The following is a 16,151-nucleotide window of genomic DNA, read 5'->3' as shown; positions in this document are numbered from 1 at the left end:
GAATTTTACAGGTAATTGTTTTTTTGGAACCACAAAATAGCTTTTTCCACCGACTCCTGAACCGGAAGTTCGCGAAATCCAAGCTCCTTTACTGCCTTTTCAGAAGTAAAGTAATTTCCAAGGCACAACATTCCTGCATTTACGCGGGTTAAACGCACCGGCAATCGAAGGTATTTCTCAAGTAAATCGCCTGCAAAACCGGCGCATTTAAGCAGCCACGAAGGAATGGGAACAAAAACCGGTCGTTGTTGTGTTACTGAAATCACTTTTTCAAAAAACTCACGGTACGAAAGATTCTCGCCCGTTAACAAATAGCATTCTCCCGTTCGTCCTTTCTCCAACGCTGCCACTACTCCTTTTGCTGCCATAGCTGCATCCACAAAGTTCTTGCCTCCCGGAGGATAAAAAACAAGCCGCTTGTTAACCACGTGCAAAAACACCTCGCCGCTGCTGGGCTTTACATCGTTTTCGCCAATCAAAAAAGTGGGATTGACAATTACAGCATCCACTTTCTTTTGCCGCACACTGTCCAGCACCAATTGCTGCGCAAGCAACTTACTGTAGGCATAGCCCGACCTTTTTAACCAGGGAATAAAAGGGGTGTTCTCGTTTCCCGGGTGTTCTTTGGAACCATTCCCAAAACAGTTGGCTGTACTTACATAAACCATGCGTTGAATCCCAAATTTTTCGGCGGCCTCAACCAGGTACTGCGTACTGTTTATGTTGGCTTTGCGGTAAGCTTCGAGCGATGACGGCGATTGCGTGGTTCGTGCGGCCGTGTGGATGACAAAATCACTTTGTTTTACGGCCCGCACCACATCTTCTTTATCGGTAACATTTCCCTCAAACCAATCCACATCCAAGCCTTCCAGGGCTTTGAGGTTGCTGCCTTTCCGAACCATTGCCAACACCCGATAACCCTCGCTGAGCAAACAACGCACAACATGGGCGCCCAAAAGTCCGTTGGCTCCAGTTACCAGAACCCGCGTATTTTTTTGTTCTTTCACCTCAGGCTCTTTTAGCAGTTTGTGTGGTATTTCTGATTTCATTTTGAAGCGTTGACCGCATAATTTTCAAACGTAGCCAAACCGGTACTATTTTCAAAACCAGCCAGCTTAGTTTGTTCATAAATCCAGGAATAATCAGTTCATCATCCTTTAGCAACTGCCGGATGCAAATGCGGGCTACTGTTGAAACCGGTAGCGCCGTACTTCTTACCAGGCGGTTGTGACTTTCGATGCGGCTTGTCACCTCAGGATTTGTCCGCATTCCTCCCGGATGTGCCACGCTAACCGTTATTCCGGAACCTTTTAACTCGGCTCCCAAACCGCGCGAAAAAGAATACACAAAAGCTTTTGAAGCCGGATATACCGTTTTAAAAGGCATCGGCCCAAAAGAAGCCATACTGGCAATATTCAGGATGTAGGCACGCCCCTGCTTCTTCAAAACCGGTAATAACAGCCGTGTTAGCAAAACCAGGGCACGCATATTCAGCAAAACAATGCGGTCGATGTACTCGGCGGTAGCTTCCAAAAAAGGTTTGGTTCCGCCTGTTCCGGCATTGTTGATCAATACATCGATTTGGAAGTGGCTGACCTCATCCACCAAACACTCCACTGCGCCGGATTCCGTCAGATCAAATTCAAACGTATTCACCCGAACTTGATACCTAAGCGAAAGATTAAGTCCAGTGCGAAAGATATCTTCGCCGGGAAGCGCCACCAAAAGCAGGTTTTGCCCCAGGCGTGCGCATTCTTCGGCAAGCTCTCTCCCCAAACCGGCACTTGCACCGGTAATCAGTGTGTACTTTTCCGTTTTCATTTCTGTTGCTTTCTGTTAAGAATGAAAAGCGACAGGTAATACCCGCCAACCATAGCCAACAAACCTGTAATTACTCCGCCCAACAGCAATGAAAGAAACACTTCGCGGCCTGCCGAAATAACCGTCCGGGCAAAACTCAGATTGATTTTTTCGGGCATCGAAAAAGTGGATTCAAATCCCAGGATTTCTTTCCCCAGCCAAAAATTAAAAGCAAAAACAAAGGCTCCCGTAAACAAGTTGGTGTTAAAAACTCCGGCGATGGCGGCCACTTTGTTCCAGCGAAAACAGCTTGCCAGTGCCGCCGAAATAAACATTTGGAAGCCGGGAAAAGGCAGCATCCCGATAAAAGAACCAAGGGCAAATCCGCGCGCTACTTTTTCAGGCTCCTCCTGAAGGCTAAAAATTCTTCTGATCCCCCACTGATGTTTGTTCCTTTTCATTTCTTTTCTGCCAGTTGTTTTAGTTCGGTACAAGATTCAATAAATAGCTTCTGAATGACGGGATCCTGCATAAACCGCGGGAAAAGCGGCTTTGTATACGAGATCATGCGATAGTCAACCGAAGTGGCCTCGTCATTTAACGAGGAAAACGTCCACTCTCCCCAATAATTCTCCATGCGTTCAATCCCTTCTTTTCTGGCTAAAAAAGCAGGTTCGGCCGAGATGGAAATCACGATTTCCGAATCCAACCGGGAAACCAGGTGACGGGCCACCAGATCCTGTTGTTTAAAAGGCCACGGGTAATTCATCCGCGAATAAGTGACCCAGTTACTGTCGCTGAAAGTTTCAATTTTGCACTCTTTTACGCCAACTGCCCATGCGCCATAATTCTCGGCACACGAAAACAGCGGCAGGATTTTGGAAACCCCGGCATTGATCTGAAACTGGGCACGCATTTCGCGAATTTTCATCGAGTCGGTCGAAAGCCATCGGTAATAAAGCGACACTCCCTCCGCTTTTCGGGCCAGTTCCCACGCCGTCTTGTCGTTTTCCGCAGTTTCTTTTGCCTGCGCAAATCCGTCCATCAGCAGCAAAGAACAAGCTGTTAAAAGAATGATTTTCCTCTTAAGCATTGTCATAATGTTTCCAGGTTTGTGGCAAAACTAACTCACCGGATATTTCCATTGAACGAAACAAATCTGAGTCGGCAGATTTTCCTGTTGGCTGTCGAAATACACCTGTGAACGGATGTATTGCCTCTTTTAAGGACAAAAGATTTTGCCGGGGGTGCGTTAAAGGACGTTAAAAGAATAAGTCGCTGAAATTAAATAAACTAAATGCTGACTGAAGATCAACGATTTCAGATTCCAGAAGTTGGGAACATCTGGCTGTGTTTGAAAATTTGTTAGTTGAAATTTTTCTGTATCCACCTGATGGCCAATCCGGTGTCAATGTCATTCATACATTTGAAGTGTTTCTTCGGGCATTTCTGGTAGCCCAGTTTGGAACAGGGGCGGCATTTTAAATCCTTCACTTCAAGTTGCAGCGACGCATTGTTGGTTCGGTAGGGAACCATTCCGAACTCGGAAATCGTGTTCCCCCAAAACGAAAGAATTTTCTTTTTGAAAGCAGCCGCGATGTGCATCAACCCGGTATCGTTCGACAAAACAATATTGGCATCGCGCACAAGTGAAGCCGACTGGTTCAGCGAGATTTTTCCGGTGTAATTCAGCACATTCCCGTTCGATTGCGCCAACACCTGCTCACCGGCTTCCTTTTCGCACCGGCCACCCAAAAGAATTACAGGATAGGAAATGTTACGGCAGATTTCCACCACTTTTTCCACCGGGAGTTTCTTGGTGGCAAAAGTGCCTGCAATCACAAAAGCCACATAACCGTTTCTGAACGTTTCCGGAAGATCTTCGCGTTTGAAAGCCTCTTCTTCCGGAATAAAATAATCCAGGCCTTCCCCATCGTCTTGTACATCAAAAACAGAAGTGGCGGCCAGGTAACGATCCACAATGTGGCGATGCGGTAAGCGGTTGATTTTAAACTGCACCATCAGCCATTTCTGAAAATTGAGTTTATCCACAGAAAACGACGGCGCCTTCAAGCTGCTTTTTATCCGGTTACTTCTGAAATTCTGGTGAAGATCGATAATGTAATCAAAGTCTTCCTGTTCCAGCTGCGTAATCAGTTCGTTGATATTCTCGTCCAGTAAATGGACTTTATCGATGTGGGGGTTGGAAGTTACCAACCCGGCATGTTTTTGCTTGGTTACAAAATGAACTTCGGAATCGGGCACCTGTTGTTTAAGACCCCGCACAACCGGCGATGTCAAAACAATGTCGCCAATGGAACTAAAACGTATCACCAGGAATTTTACCTTCATAAAAACAGCTTTGTCTTCCTTTCGTCCGAAGTGTTCAAAGATATCTTAATCTGCCGGATTCTTTTGCATCACAAAATAAAAATCCCCGCAGAAAACTCTGCGGGGCCTATGCTTTGATGTATCTTTTTAAACCGATTCAACCAACACTATAATTTTATTTGCTTTGTTCTCGATTACACCTCCGCTCACTTCAAACATGTGCTCGGTGTTGTTTTCCTCCTGGATCCGGATGATTCCCTTCCCCAGTGTGGAAATAATCGGTGCGTGGTTCTTCAGAATCTCAAATGTTCCCTTGCTTCCGGGAAGCTGGATCAGTTTCACTTCTCCTTCAAAAACTTTTTTGTCGGGTGTAATTATTTCAAGATACATGATCAGTCCTTTCCGAATTAATTTTCAGCCAACATTTTTTCACCTTTCGCAATGGCTTCTTCGATGGTTCCCACCAGGTTGAATGCCGCTTCCGGGTACTTATCCACTTCCCCGTTCATGATCATTCTAAATCCTTTGATGGTGTCTTCAATCGATACCAGTTTTCCTTCCAGCCCGGTAAATGCCGAAGCCACAAAGAAAGGTTGCGAAAGGAAACGCTGTACACGACGTGCGCGGTGTACCACCAGTTTGTCTTCTTCCGACAGTTCGTCCATACCCAGAATAGCAATAATATCCTGCAGCTCGGTGTAACGTTGCAACAGCATAATTACATCCTGCGCACACGAATAGTGCTCCTCTCCCACAATATCGGGCGTAAGAATACGCGAACTTGAATCCAGCGGGTCAACAGCCGGATAAATCCCCAGCTCGGCAATTTTACGACTAAGTACAGTGGTTGCATCCAGGTGGGCAAAGGTTGTTGCAGGCGCCGGGTCGGTCAAGTCATCGGCAGGTACATAAACCGCCTGGACCGAAGTGATCGATCCGTTTTTGGTAGAAGTGATTCGTTCCTGCATAATACCCATTTCGGTGGCCAGCGTTGGCTGGTAACCTACCGCCGAAGGCATACGGCCCAACAATGCCGAAACCTCTGAACCGGCCTGAGTAAAACGGAAAATATTGTCGACAAAGAACAGGATGTCACGACCGCCGCCGGCAGAACCGTCACCATCGCGCAAACTTTCAGCAATGGTCAAACCCGAAAGGGCTACACGCGCACGTGCACCCGGAGGTTCGTTCATCTGTCCGAACACCATGGCCAGTTTTGATTTCTTCAGCCGCTCGGGATCTACTTTCGACAAGTCCCAGCTTCCTTTTTCCATCGACTCTTTGAATTCATCGCCGTAGTCAACAATGTTGGCCTCGATCATTTCGCGCAACAGGTCGTTCCCTTCACGGGTACGCTCTCCAACACCGGCGAATACCGACAAGCCCGAGTGAGCCAAAGCAATGTTATTGATAAGCTCCTGGATCAGTACGGTTTTTCCTACACCCGCACCGCCAAACAATCCGATTTTACCTCCTTTTGCATACGGCTCAATCAGGTCGATTACCTTGATACCGGTATACAACACTTCGGTTTCGGTAGTAAGGTCTTCGTATTTTGGTGGTTCGTTGTGGATTTTTAATCCCTCTTTGGGCAGTTGTTCCAAACCATCTACTGCATCACCAACAACGTTTAACAAACGTCCCAGGGCAATTTCGCCTTTGGGCATTTTAATCGGGCTTCCCAATGCTCTCACATCGGTACCTCTTTTCAAACCATCGGTAGAGTCCATCGAAATACAACGAATGGTATTCTCTCCAACGTGTTGCTGACATTCAACGATCAAACTTTCCTTGCCTTCGCGAAGAATTTCAAGTGCGTCGTAAATAGCTGGTAATTCACCACCTTCTTTTTCGAAACTAACATCCACAACAGGACCAATGACCTGTACTATTTTCCCTGTATTTTGAGCCATATTGGATTTGATTTTAAAATCGGATCTAACTTATTGTCAAAAAAATTTTAAACGCTAACAAATTTAACATTGTTTTAGTTCTATCCAACGCATTTTTCTTTTTTAGAAAGTTCGCTTCCAGCCCTTAAAACACGTCAATTCTTTCGGGTCAGCATATTCAGGGCAAACCCGCGTAAGGGTTGTTTTACAACATCTTCCAGTTCCATTTCATCCAGAATCTCAATGGCCCGGTTAAAATAAGCGTCCACTTTCTGTTCGGCCAATTCTTTCACTCCGATTTGCCGGTAAATTTCGGTCACCGCCCCGATCTTTTCTTCCGGGTTGAAATCGTCTTTTTTGATCCATTCCATCAGCGAGGCATGTTGCTCCGGATCGGCATGTTCCAGCGCATTGATCAACAAAAGTGTTTTTTTGTTTGACAGGATGTCGCCGCCAATTTTTTTCCCGAAAGTTTCCTGGTCTCCAAAGGTATCCAGCAAATCGTCCTGCAGCTGAAAAGCCAGCCCCAGGTTGATTCCGAATTCGTACAGCTGATCTGCGGCTTTTTCGGGACTGTTGGCCAGAATGGCGCCCGATTTCAGGCTGCAAGCCAGCAACACGGCAGTTTTTAGCCGGATCATGTTCAGGTACTCTTCCTCTTTTACATCCAGCCGTTTTTCAAAGTCCATGTCAAACTGCTGTCCTTCGCAAACTTCGATGGCCGTATCGGTAAAAAGCTTCATTGCCTCCGGCAAACGCGGAGACCCGCTTTCGAGGAAGTATTTATAGGCTTCGAAAGCCATGGCATCGCCCGAAAGGATGGCATGGTTTTCACTGAATTTTATGTGAACGGTAGGCCTGTTTCTGCGCACATCGGCCTTGTCCATAATATCATCGTGAAGCAGTGTGAAATTGTGAAAAACCTCAATTCCCAGTGCCGCAGGAACTGCCTTTTGAACCTCTTTGTCAAAAAGATTGTAGCCCAGCAACACCAGCACCGGTCGCAGCCGTTTTCCTCCCATTTCAAGCGAATAATGAATGGGCTTATACAATTCAATCGGCGTTTTATCCAACAGTTGTTTGGAACGCAAAGCGACTGCTTCGCTCACTATTTTTTGTAAATCTTCTACAGAATACATCAATTCCCTAATTTAAGTTCGTCATCCGGAACGATTTCCAGTTCGTCCAGCTCAATGTCTTCCTCCTCGTCGTAAATATGTAGCAAAGGTTCCTTGAACGCTTCAGTAGTGGTAAGTCTTTCCAGCCCGGTAAGCAGCGATGGCAATAATATAAGGTTGGAAGTAACTGCTACCAAAAGTGTCAGCGACACCAGGATACCCATTGCCTGCGTTCCGCCAAAATTTGAAATACTAAAAATTCCAAAACCAAAAAACAGTACCACCGAAGTATAAAGCATACTCACGCCGGTTTCTTTCAAAGCCATTTGTACCGATTTGCTGATGTCCCAGTTGGTAAGATTCAGTTCCTGCCGGTATTTGGCCAGAAAGTGAATGGTGTTGTCCACCGAAATACCAAAGGCGATACTAAATACCAGGATGGTGGAAGCTTTGATCGGAATACCCGTGAAACCCATCACCGCCGCGGAAAAAATAAGCGGAATCACGTTCGGGGTCAACGACATGATGACCATTCTCCACGAAGAAAACATAATGGCCATGAATGTTGAAATCAGCAAAATGGCCAACCCCAGACTGGTAAAAAGATTTTTCAGCAAATATTGCGTACCACGGAAAGCGGTGATACTCGAACCGGTGACGGTTACATCGTATTTATCGGCCGGGAAAATGGAGTCGATTTCCTGCATGAAATCGGTGTAAAGCTGCTCCATTCGTTTGGTGCCTACATCTTTCACCCGAATGCTGATACGTGTCGACTGCCGCGTGCTGTCCATAAACGAATGCAGCATATTGGCGTTGTCTTCTCCGGTTTGGGCATATTGTAAAATAAAGTTCTTTTCGCGGTTGTTCGGAATGCTGTAGTAACGCTCGTTTCCGTTGTAAAAAGCCTGCTTCGAGAATTTCAGCAGGTTTAGCAAAGAAGTGGATGCCGACAATTCGGGATATTCTGCCAGCCGGTTTTCCAACTCATCAATTTTATTAAAAGTGCTCAGCTGCATCACTCCCTGTGGCCGTTTGGTATCCACCATGATTTCGAGCGGCATCAATCCGTTAAAATTGTCTTCAAAAAACTTCAGATCGATGTACACAGGATCGTCTTTCGGAATATCATCCACCATGTAACCTGAACTTTTGATCAGTGTGATGCCAAAAATACCGAGTGATACAATCCCAATTGTAACCAGGTAAACCACCCGGCGGTAATGTTGTGTTATGTGAATCAGTCCTTCGATGATCCAATTCACCCACTTGGTATCGAGGTGCCCTACGTGGCGTGAAGAAGGCGGTCCGATAAAGCTGAAGATGATCGGTATCAGCAACAACGAAAGAATGAACAGCGCCAGAATATTCAAGGATGCGATGATCCCAAACTGGCGTAAAATATCGCTTTTTACAATTATGAAAGTAGCAAATCCGGAAGCGGTTGTGAGGTTGGTCAGGAAAGTTGCATTTCCGATTTTAATGATCACCCGTTGCAGGGCTTTCACTTTGTTGCCATGGCTTACAAACTCGTGATGAAACTTGTTCAGCATGTAAATACTGTTCGGGATCCCGATCACAATCAGCAACGGAGGAATCATCCCCGAAAGAAGTGTAATCTTGTACCCGAAAAGCGATAACATCCCCATGGCCCAAATCACCCCGGTGATCACAATCAACACCGGAACCAGCACCGCTTTCAGCGAACGGAAAAACAAAAACAAAACAACAATGCAGATGGCCAGCGCCAACACGCTGAACATGTACAACTCGCGTTTGATTTTCACCGAATTCACCACCCGGATATAGGGCAGCCCTGAGTAATGTAGCTGAACGTTTTCGTCCTGCTCAAAAGCACGGCAAACTGCCTGGATGTTCCGAACAAGGTCTTCGCGCTCTTTGGTGGCCATTTTATCCTTGTTGACCGTAATGGCCAGAATGTATGCGTTGGTTTCATCATTATAAACCAGCTTTCGGTAAAAAGGCAGTTCGTGAAATTTCTCTACGTATCCATCCAGTTCTGCCTGCGTGGCAATGGAATCAGGAAAGGTTTTAATTACTTCAAATTTCTTCTCATCGCGGTTCGCAACCAGGTTGTAGGTGTTGGTAACTGACAGGAGGTTCTCAACTCCTTCAATCCCCGAAAGCTCGGTGGAAAGTCTCTTCCAACGGTTAAAATGATCGAGACGAAAAAAGCTGGAATCCCGGATCCCAACAATGATCAGGTTCCCTTCTTCGCCAAAAACCTCTACAAACTTCTGATAATCTTTATATGCGGGATCCTTTTTCGGAAGCAACGAGGCGTACTCGTATGACATTTCCACCTTACGTGCGTGATACCCAAAAAAAACGGTTATTACCGCCAGGATAGAGAGTAGTAAAATTCTATTTCGAAGGATGACCCGGGATACCTTAATCCACATGCTTTCTGATCTAAATAACCCGACGAAAGTAGTACAAATTCTCCGATTTATAAAAAGCAGAGACCTGTGAATCCGCCAATTTAAAGTCTTTTTACAAAAGCTTATTTTTCGCTGGCTGAAACAGCAATTACATGTTGCGAAGTACGAAAAAACAGGTAACCTTCTGCTATGGCCGGAGTTGACATACAAACCTCGTGCAGTTTGTTTTTGCCCAGCAGCTCATATTCAGGTCCTGCTTTAACGCGGTAAACCACTCCATCGTTGTCCGCAATATACAGCACTCCGTCGGCAGCCACAGGCGAAGAAGTATAACTGTTTCCGCTCCCCACTTTTTCAGAATAGATTTCTTCGCCGGTTAATGCGTTATAACAGCTTAGCTTTCCGTTCCAGCGGGCATTGTACAAAAAGCCATCGTACAAAAGCATGGTGCCCATATAAGCACCGCCTCTTAGCTTGGCCCATTCCACATGATCGCTTGCAATGCCTTTTTCGTTCAGGATCATATCGCCCGAAGCAGTCTTTTTCACCGCCAGTATCGGCGACAGTTTTCCGTGAGCACTGTTAAAATACACCAGTTCGTCGCCAACAACCGGAGTGGGAATGGGAATATCTCCGCCTCCCGCCATGCGCCACACTTGCTCCCCGGTCTCAAAATCATATCCGCCCCGGTGTTTGTATCCGTTTACCGCAACAATCTCCCTGTTTCCGTCAGAATAAACATTGGGTGTGCTCCAACCCGGAAATTCATCCCGGTTCTTTTTCCATACCTCGTCGCCTGTTTTTATATCGTAAGCGGCCACAAACGAGTTGGTGTCCACATCGCACTGAATAATTACCCGATTTTTATGAATAAGCGGTGAACTCGAAAACTCCCATTCGGCATCAGGAACCAGAAAGAAGTTTGATTTCAGCACGCCAAAATCCTTTTTCCATTGCAGCTGCCCTTCCATGTTGTAGCAAAACAAACCTTCGGACCCGAAAAAAGCAAGTACATACTCGCCGTTGGTGGCCGGTGTACAATTGGCATGCGACGACATCGGGTGCCGCTTTTGTTCAGGAATGCCGGTACAGGCGGTTTGTTCCCAGTTTATTTTCCCGGTTTCTTTGTCCAGGCAATAAACTTTCCACTGATGAACAGAAGAATCGGGTACCGAACCGATCGAACCATAAATACCTGTTTTAATATCGTCGCCATCGTTTTCACTCACGGCAGTGGTCACAAAGATTTTATCACCCCAAACAACTGGACAGGAATGCCCCAGACCCGGAATCTCCGTTTTCCAGGCAATGTTCTCTCCCGATTTAACATCCCAGGTTTCAGGCAGGCCGGCTTTATCCAACCAACCGGATGCATAATTTCCCCGGTACATGTTCCACTGACGTTTAGAATCGATTTGTGCCGGCGACAAAAAAGAAAAGGCTGTCACCAGCAGGACAGAAATAAAGATTGATTTTAACATGTATTGATTTTTGGTAGCACCAAAATACGCAATTTTCCGGTTTTTCAGTATTTACCTTTGTCCTTGTCGAGCATGGGGACAAAGCGGACCGGGAGTACAGTTTTTTGCCGAATCTTGCCATTTTGTTTCTGAAGCAGTACCAGGTGCTGCACCTGTCCTTCGCCTACCGGAATGATCATTCTGCCGCCATCGGCCAGCTGATCCTGAAGCGGCTTGGGAATATGACTCGGAGCACAGGTGACAATAATCGCATCAAAAGGAGCTTTCTCCTCCCACCCCAGGTAACCATCGCCGACTTTAGAGACAATGTTGCGATAGTGCAGTTTTTCAAACAGAGTATGCGCTTTATTTCCGAGCGATTCAAAAAGCTCTACCGTAAATACCGAATCGCAAAGCTGAGAAAGAATGGCAGCCTGGTAGCCCGAACCGGTTCCGATCTCCAAAACACGGTCCGACCGCTTTAGCTGCAAAACATCGGTCATGTATGCCACAATAAATGGTTGCGAAATGGTTTGTCCTTCCTCAATCGGCAGCGGCTGATCGCTGTAGGCATAACGCTGGTACTCGGGCAACACAAATTCATGGCGCGGCACTTTTCTGAAAGCATTTAAAATTCGATTGTCAGTGATACCCCGGGCTTCCAATTGCGTTTCAATCATCTTATAACGCTCTCTACTATAGTTATTTTCCTGCCCCCAAACGGTCATTATTAAGAAAATGGTAACGCATTGAATATAAATAACAGAAATCGTACACTTCATTTCCTGATATCTCTTTGGAAGGATAAACGAATTTAATTTCAAAATGTTCCTGCACAATAACCTGCTATACAGCCTCCAACAGCGAGCAAAAACAAAACATTTCTACCTGAACGAAGAATGAACAATAACTTATTTTTATTTAAACTAACCAGAATCATGACTTTTTTCAGTATTCCAAATCAAATTTCACAACATCTTTATCCTACCATTTCGATAGGATTAATAGGAGAATTAATATTATGAAAAAAGTAAATTTTAAATACCTGATCATTAGCTTACTATTACTAAGCATTCAGGCTATTTCAACGGCTAGCACTCCGTTTTATTTAGACAAAACAACGAGTAAGATCACCATTTTAGGTACCTCATCGGTACACGACTGGGAAATCAAGGTTTCGGATTTTAATTGCGACGCCGCGATTCAACTGGACGAAAACAAGCAGGCATCTGTTTCGGATGTACATGTTGTGTGCGAAGTAAAAAACATTGAAAGCGACAACCGGATCATGACCAACAAAACGTACAAAGCGCTTGACGGGGACAAACATCCGCAAATTCAATTCAAAGCAAGTGAAACAGCCACCGTTTCGCCGGGTTCTGAGGCCAGCATCAAAGGGAAACTGACTATTGCCGGGCAAACCCAGGAAATTTCGCTGCCTTTTACGCTGGTTGCCGAAAACGGACAGATGGTAAAAATCGCCGGAAAAGTACCGCTAAAAATGAGCGATTTCAAGATTGAGCCGCCAACAGCCATGATGGGAGCTCTGAAAACCGGCGACGCCATTGAAATTGCCTACGAGATAATTCTGAAAACAAAATAAAAGCCCGCTGAGCTTAATCAGTCATTACCAAGTAAAAACATCTAATTCAATTTAAAATGAAAAGATTTATTGTTTTAATCACCGCTGCATTTCTTAGCATAGTCTCTTTTGGTCAGCAGTTTGAGCAAGCCAAAATAGATCCGGTCACTTTCGATAAAGTGAAAGTTAAAGTTGGAGCCGACTTTGCCATTCAGTTGCAAATGTTGGATCACGAAGCTGACGTAGAGTTAATTGATCTGAAAAACAATTTCAATTTACCTACTGCGAACTTAAGTCTTACCACAGATTTAGCTCCCGGTATTCAGCTGTATATGAACACCTATTTATCTTCTCGCCACCACAACGAAGCGTGGGTAGAAGGTGGTTACCTGATTATCGACAACATGCCGTTTTTGCCGGCTGCCAATAACATTATGAAATACCTGACAATTAAAGCGGGTGTTATGATGCCGGATTACGGCGATGCGCACTATTTCCGCAGCAACAACGCAGCAGTACTTAACAATCCCTTTGTTGGCAACTGGGTTATGGATGCATTTACCACCAACCCCGGACTGGAAGTTATGTTCCGTAACAACGGGTTTCTGGCCCTTGTTGGTGCTAACAACGGACGCATGAACTACGGCCGCGGCGGCGACCTGGGAGAAGACCTTGTTTTTAACTGGAAACTGGGTTACGACAAAAACATCAACGAAGATCTTCGGGTAAGAGCCACTCTTTCGGGATACCATGTAGGAGAAGGACACAGCGGATCATACTTGTGGGCCGGCGACCGTGCGGGTGCCCGTTACTACAACGTAATGCAAACAGCTGCTGCCGAAGCCGACAATTTCCGTTCAGGCCGTTGGGATCCCAACAGTGGTCAATCGGAAATGAACAGCTACATGGCCAACGTTTTTGTTCAGTTTCACGGATTGGAAGTATTCGGAATTTACGAAAACATGAAAGGTGTACGCAGAGATGCCGACCAGCATTTTACCCAAACAGCGGTACAGGCACTTTACCGCCTCGGAAGTTTCTATTTGGGAACCCGTTACAACCATGTTAGCGACAACGACGGGTCGGAAGTTAACCGCACCAACATTGGCGGCGGATGGTTTATGACCAACAACGTGTTGGTAAAACTCGACTACGTCAACCAAAAATACGATGGACCAGCGCACGGAGAGATTGATGGAGGAAAATTCAATGGAGTAGTTCTCGAAGCAGCTATTTCATTCTAATGAATTGATTTTAAGAAAAAAGATTGTCTGGCAAAGTGCCGGGCAATCTTCAACACCGGATAAAATGCAAAAAAGGTACACATTCAGTCCACGCTATTATTTTTTACTGCTGCTCTGCGCACTGTTTTTTCAAACACCGGCGCGGGACAAAGGAAAATCCGGAAAATTGGATGAATGCCAAAACTATGTGTTGATCCAGGGTTCTTCAAACATCAACAAATTTGAATTTATCAACCTGAACCCCAACCTTTCTGACCCGCAAAACAATTCCCCTCAAAATAAACTCTCTCAGAATATCCGCATTCCGGTACGCGACTTCTCAGGCCCCAACAAACTAATGCTCAACGATTTTTACAAAATGCTGAATGCCGATCAGTTTCCTTTCATAAAAATAAAGGTGGAGGCATACAATGCAGCAGAATTTGACGAGGAATCAGGAAGCACCCTGCTGGATACACGGATTACCATTGCGGGAAAAACACGCGACTACATCATACCCTGCGAAGTTATTTATTGCGAACATGCAGGAACGATCTTAAAAGGCAACCTGGAAGTAGAGTTGTCAGCATTTGATATTGATCCGCCCAAAAAGATACTTGGAACCGTAAAAGTTGACAACGAGGTTTTCATTACTTTTGCTTTTAGTTATCTTTAGAAAAATTTTCAACTAACCACTGTGAAATTCAGTACGAAAACCAGATATGGCGTTCGTGCTATTCTTGAAATAGCCATGAGCGAATGCGAGAATGGTATTTACCAAAAAGAGATTGCCCAAAACCAGCAAATCTCTTATAAATACCTCGATCACATTATGACCTCTTTAAAAGTCGCCGGTCTGGTCACCAAAGCTTCGGGCCGGAAAAGCGGATATATTCTTACCCGTAAACCTTCCGAAATTACGATTAACGACATACACAATGCTTTTGAACCTGGCATTTGCGTGGTAGATTGTCTTTCGCATCATCATACCTGTAAGCGCGAAGACACATGCGCCTCCAAAGGTTTTTGGGGCGAACTGAACAACCGCATTATCGATTACCTGAAAGCAACCACCCTCCAGGACTTGCTCGACAAACAGGTAAAGCTCGATGATTTTATTGCTTAATCTGCAGGCTTTTTACGCTTCCTTTTTTGATATTCTCCTCCAATAAATCATCAACAATTTGTTGCCCCATCAGACCTCCGCTACTTGAGTGAACTCCAACTCCTGATGCTATTTCTCTTACAAGAGAGTTTCTCGCTTTAGCGGCTAGCACATATCACTAAATCAGAGCATTCTCTCCATAAAAAAACATCGCATCATATGCTGATTATTAGTCTGCATATAATGCGATGCATAAATACTAGTGAAGAAATTTCCTAAATGATAGGAATATCCACTAAATCAGCGGAAGCATATCACTATATCGCTAATTCCTTATTTGCATTTCTACACGCTCCTTCATCACCTTGGTTACGCTGCCAATCGTGTATTCATATGCCAATAAAAACACATTGGTTTTCTGACCGTAATAATCTTCAACCATAAATACGTTTGGGTATTTGTCATCGTCATCTAACTGAGTCACCTGAATAGAACCGTAAGGTTTTATTGTAACACTATTGTCTTCGGCCACCTCCAAAATGATCGAGGTCTCTTTGATTGCAGCCTCTTTAGAGACAAAAGTTTCATTCCCTGCAACCATCCGCACACTATTGTACGAGAGAGGGAAAAGTTCTTTGTTAGCCGCTGTCACCATTCCGTTAATCATTCCGGTCATGGTATAAAGAGAGTTTTCTGCCTGAGAAGCATAGTCGTTCTCCAATAAAACCTGATAAAGAATGGTGCTCTTTTTTGGATTTAGCTCCACTCCTGAAATATCAGTAGCCCTTAAGCTAAGAAAGTAGGTTGAATCCGGAGATAATCCATCCGGACGTAACCGAATCATTGTCTTGCCCGCGCGCTCACCTGCATTCACCTTAATTTGGTATTCGGTAATCTCGTATTTATCTTTTGGCAATAGCTTGGCATACAATGCTGAGTCTGCATCATAAAGTGAATAGTTATACAAGCCCAATGGCTCAGCATCTTCCTCCAGGCCAATAACCATGTCTTTCGCAGGTGCATTCGTTCCTCCTACCGAGGCAGCTACATAGCCAATAACCTCTTCCTCACTGGTCAACTTTACCACTTCCTGAAAAGTATTGTAGTAATCGCTACTAATCAAAGCGACTTCATTTTTATACATCTCTTTTTCAAAGATCGCATCGTCATTACAGGCAACCATGGTTCCCAGCAAGGCAATTATTATTAATAATCTCTGTTTCATTTGTATCGTTTTT

16 protein-coding genes are annotated in these 16,151 nt (G+C 45.0%); 4 read left to right on the top strand and 12 right to left on the bottom strand.

The genetic code is table 11. The features are described 5' to 3' along the window. Positions 1-5 precede the first annotated feature (5 nt). From INQ51_RS16625 to INQ51_RS16575, 11 genes are all read right to left on the bottom strand, one after another. Positions 6-1,049 (bottom strand): NAD-dependent epimerase/dehydratase family protein, encoded by a 1,044-nt coding sequence (locus INQ51_RS16625; protein ID WP_233379077.1) that lies wholly within the window; start codon positions 1,047-1,049, stop codon positions 6-8. After that, a complete protein-coding gene (locus tag INQ51_RS16620; RefSeq protein WP_233379076.1) occupies positions 1,009-1,821 on the bottom strand; it encodes an SDR family NAD(P)-dependent oxidoreductase in 813 nt (270 codons plus the stop codon). The genes INQ51_RS16625 and INQ51_RS16620 overlap by 41 nt, the downstream gene beginning before the upstream one ends. Further along, on the bottom strand, positions 1,818-2,261 hold the full coding sequence (locus INQ51_RS16615) for a DUF2062 domain-containing protein (RefSeq protein ID WP_233379075.1): 444 nt from the start codon (positions 2,259-2,261) through the stop codon (positions 1,818-1,820). The genes INQ51_RS16620 and INQ51_RS16615 overlap by 4 nt, the downstream gene beginning before the upstream one ends. Beyond that, positions 2,258-2,893, bottom strand: coding sequence for a hypothetical protein (locus INQ51_RS16610; RefSeq protein ID WP_233379074.1), 636 nt, complete (start codon positions 2,891-2,893; stop codon positions 2,258-2,260). The genes INQ51_RS16615 and INQ51_RS16610 overlap by 4 nt, the downstream gene beginning before the upstream one ends. A 272-nt stretch (positions 2,894-3,165) precedes the next feature. Continuing rightward, the gene (locus INQ51_RS16605) at positions 3,166-4,152 is read right to left on the bottom strand and encodes a glycosyltransferase family 9 protein (protein WP_233379073.1); all 987 of its coding nucleotides are present in this window, start codon (positions 4,150-4,152) and stop codon (positions 3,166-3,168) included. Between the two features lie 126 nt (positions 4,153-4,278). Continuing rightward, on the bottom strand, positions 4,279-4,521 hold the full coding sequence (gene atpC, locus INQ51_RS16600) for an ATP synthase F1 subunit epsilon (RefSeq protein ID WP_119436449.1): 243 nt from the start codon (positions 4,519-4,521) through the stop codon (positions 4,279-4,281). Positions 4,522-4,538: 17 nt separating this feature from the next. Continuing rightward, positions 4,539-6,044 carry a F0F1 ATP synthase subunit beta gene (gene atpD / locus INQ51_RS16595; RefSeq protein WP_233379072.1) on the bottom strand — a complete coding sequence of 502 codons (1,506 nt, stop codon included), beginning with the start codon at positions 6,042-6,044 and terminating at the stop codon, positions 4,539-4,541. A gap of 134 nt (positions 6,045-6,178) precedes the next feature. Continuing rightward, the gene (locus INQ51_RS16590; protein WP_233379071.1) at positions 6,179-7,162 is read right to left on the bottom strand and encodes a polyprenyl synthetase family protein; all 984 of its coding nucleotides are present in this window, start codon (positions 7,160-7,162) and stop codon (positions 6,179-6,181) included. Further along, positions 7,162-9,564 (bottom strand): efflux RND transporter permease subunit, encoded by a 2,403-nt coding sequence (locus tag INQ51_RS16585; protein ID WP_233379070.1) that lies wholly within the window; start codon positions 9,562-9,564, stop codon positions 7,162-7,164. The genes INQ51_RS16590 and INQ51_RS16585 overlap by 1 nt, the downstream gene beginning before the upstream one ends. Before the next feature lie 101 nt (positions 9,565-9,665). Next, complete coding sequence (locus INQ51_RS16580; protein WP_233379069.1) at positions 9,666-11,024, bottom strand: PQQ-binding-like beta-propeller repeat protein; 1,359 nt, start codon at positions 11,022-11,024, stop codon at positions 9,666-9,668. 44 nt (positions 11,025-11,068) lie between these two features. Further along, entirely contained in the window at positions 11,069-11,785 is a 717-nt protein-coding gene (locus INQ51_RS16575) for a protein-L-isoaspartate(D-aspartate) O-methyltransferase (RefSeq protein ID WP_233379068.1), read from the bottom strand. A gap of 239 nt (positions 11,786-12,024) precedes the next feature. Here INQ51_RS16575 and INQ51_RS16570 point away from each other — a divergent pair, with 239 nt between their 5' ends. The 4 genes from INQ51_RS16570 to INQ51_RS16555 all read left to right on the top strand — a co-directional run bounded on the left by INQ51_RS16570 (position 12,025) and on the right by INQ51_RS16555 (position 14,934). Then, positions 12,025-12,606, top strand: coding sequence for a YceI family protein (locus INQ51_RS16570; RefSeq protein WP_233379067.1), 582 nt, complete (start codon positions 12,025-12,027; stop codon positions 12,604-12,606). A gap of 56 nt (positions 12,607-12,662) precedes the next feature. Next, complete coding sequence (locus INQ51_RS16565) at positions 12,663-13,829, top strand: hypothetical protein (protein WP_233379066.1); 1,167 nt, start codon at positions 12,663-12,665, stop codon at positions 13,827-13,829. 64 nt (positions 13,830-13,893) lie between these two features. Continuing rightward, complete coding sequence (locus tag INQ51_RS16560; protein ID WP_233379065.1) at positions 13,894-14,484, top strand: YceI family protein; 591 nt, start codon at positions 13,894-13,896, stop codon at positions 14,482-14,484. Between the two features lie 21 nt (positions 14,485-14,505). After that, the gene (locus INQ51_RS16555) at positions 14,506-14,934 is read left to right on the top strand and encodes an RrF2 family transcriptional regulator (RefSeq protein ID WP_233379064.1); all 429 of its coding nucleotides are present in this window, start codon (positions 14,506-14,508) and stop codon (positions 14,932-14,934) included. A 304-nt stretch (positions 14,935-15,238) separates the two neighbouring features. Here the strand turns inward: INQ51_RS16555 and INQ51_RS16550 are convergent, their stop codons facing one another. Next, positions 15,239-16,138, bottom strand: coding sequence for a BT_3044 domain-containing protein (locus INQ51_RS16550; protein WP_233379063.1), 900 nt, complete (start codon positions 16,136-16,138; stop codon positions 15,239-15,241). Positions 16,139-16,151: the final 13 nt, after the last annotated feature.

It is taken from the genome of Maribellus sp. CM-23, assembly GCF_021354595.1.
Lineage (GTDB): Bacteria > Bacteroidota > Bacteroidia > Bacteroidales > Prolixibacteraceae > Draconibacterium.
Note: the sequence above shows the minus strand (reverse complement) of the source record. Positions and strands in the feature narration are given on the sequence as shown.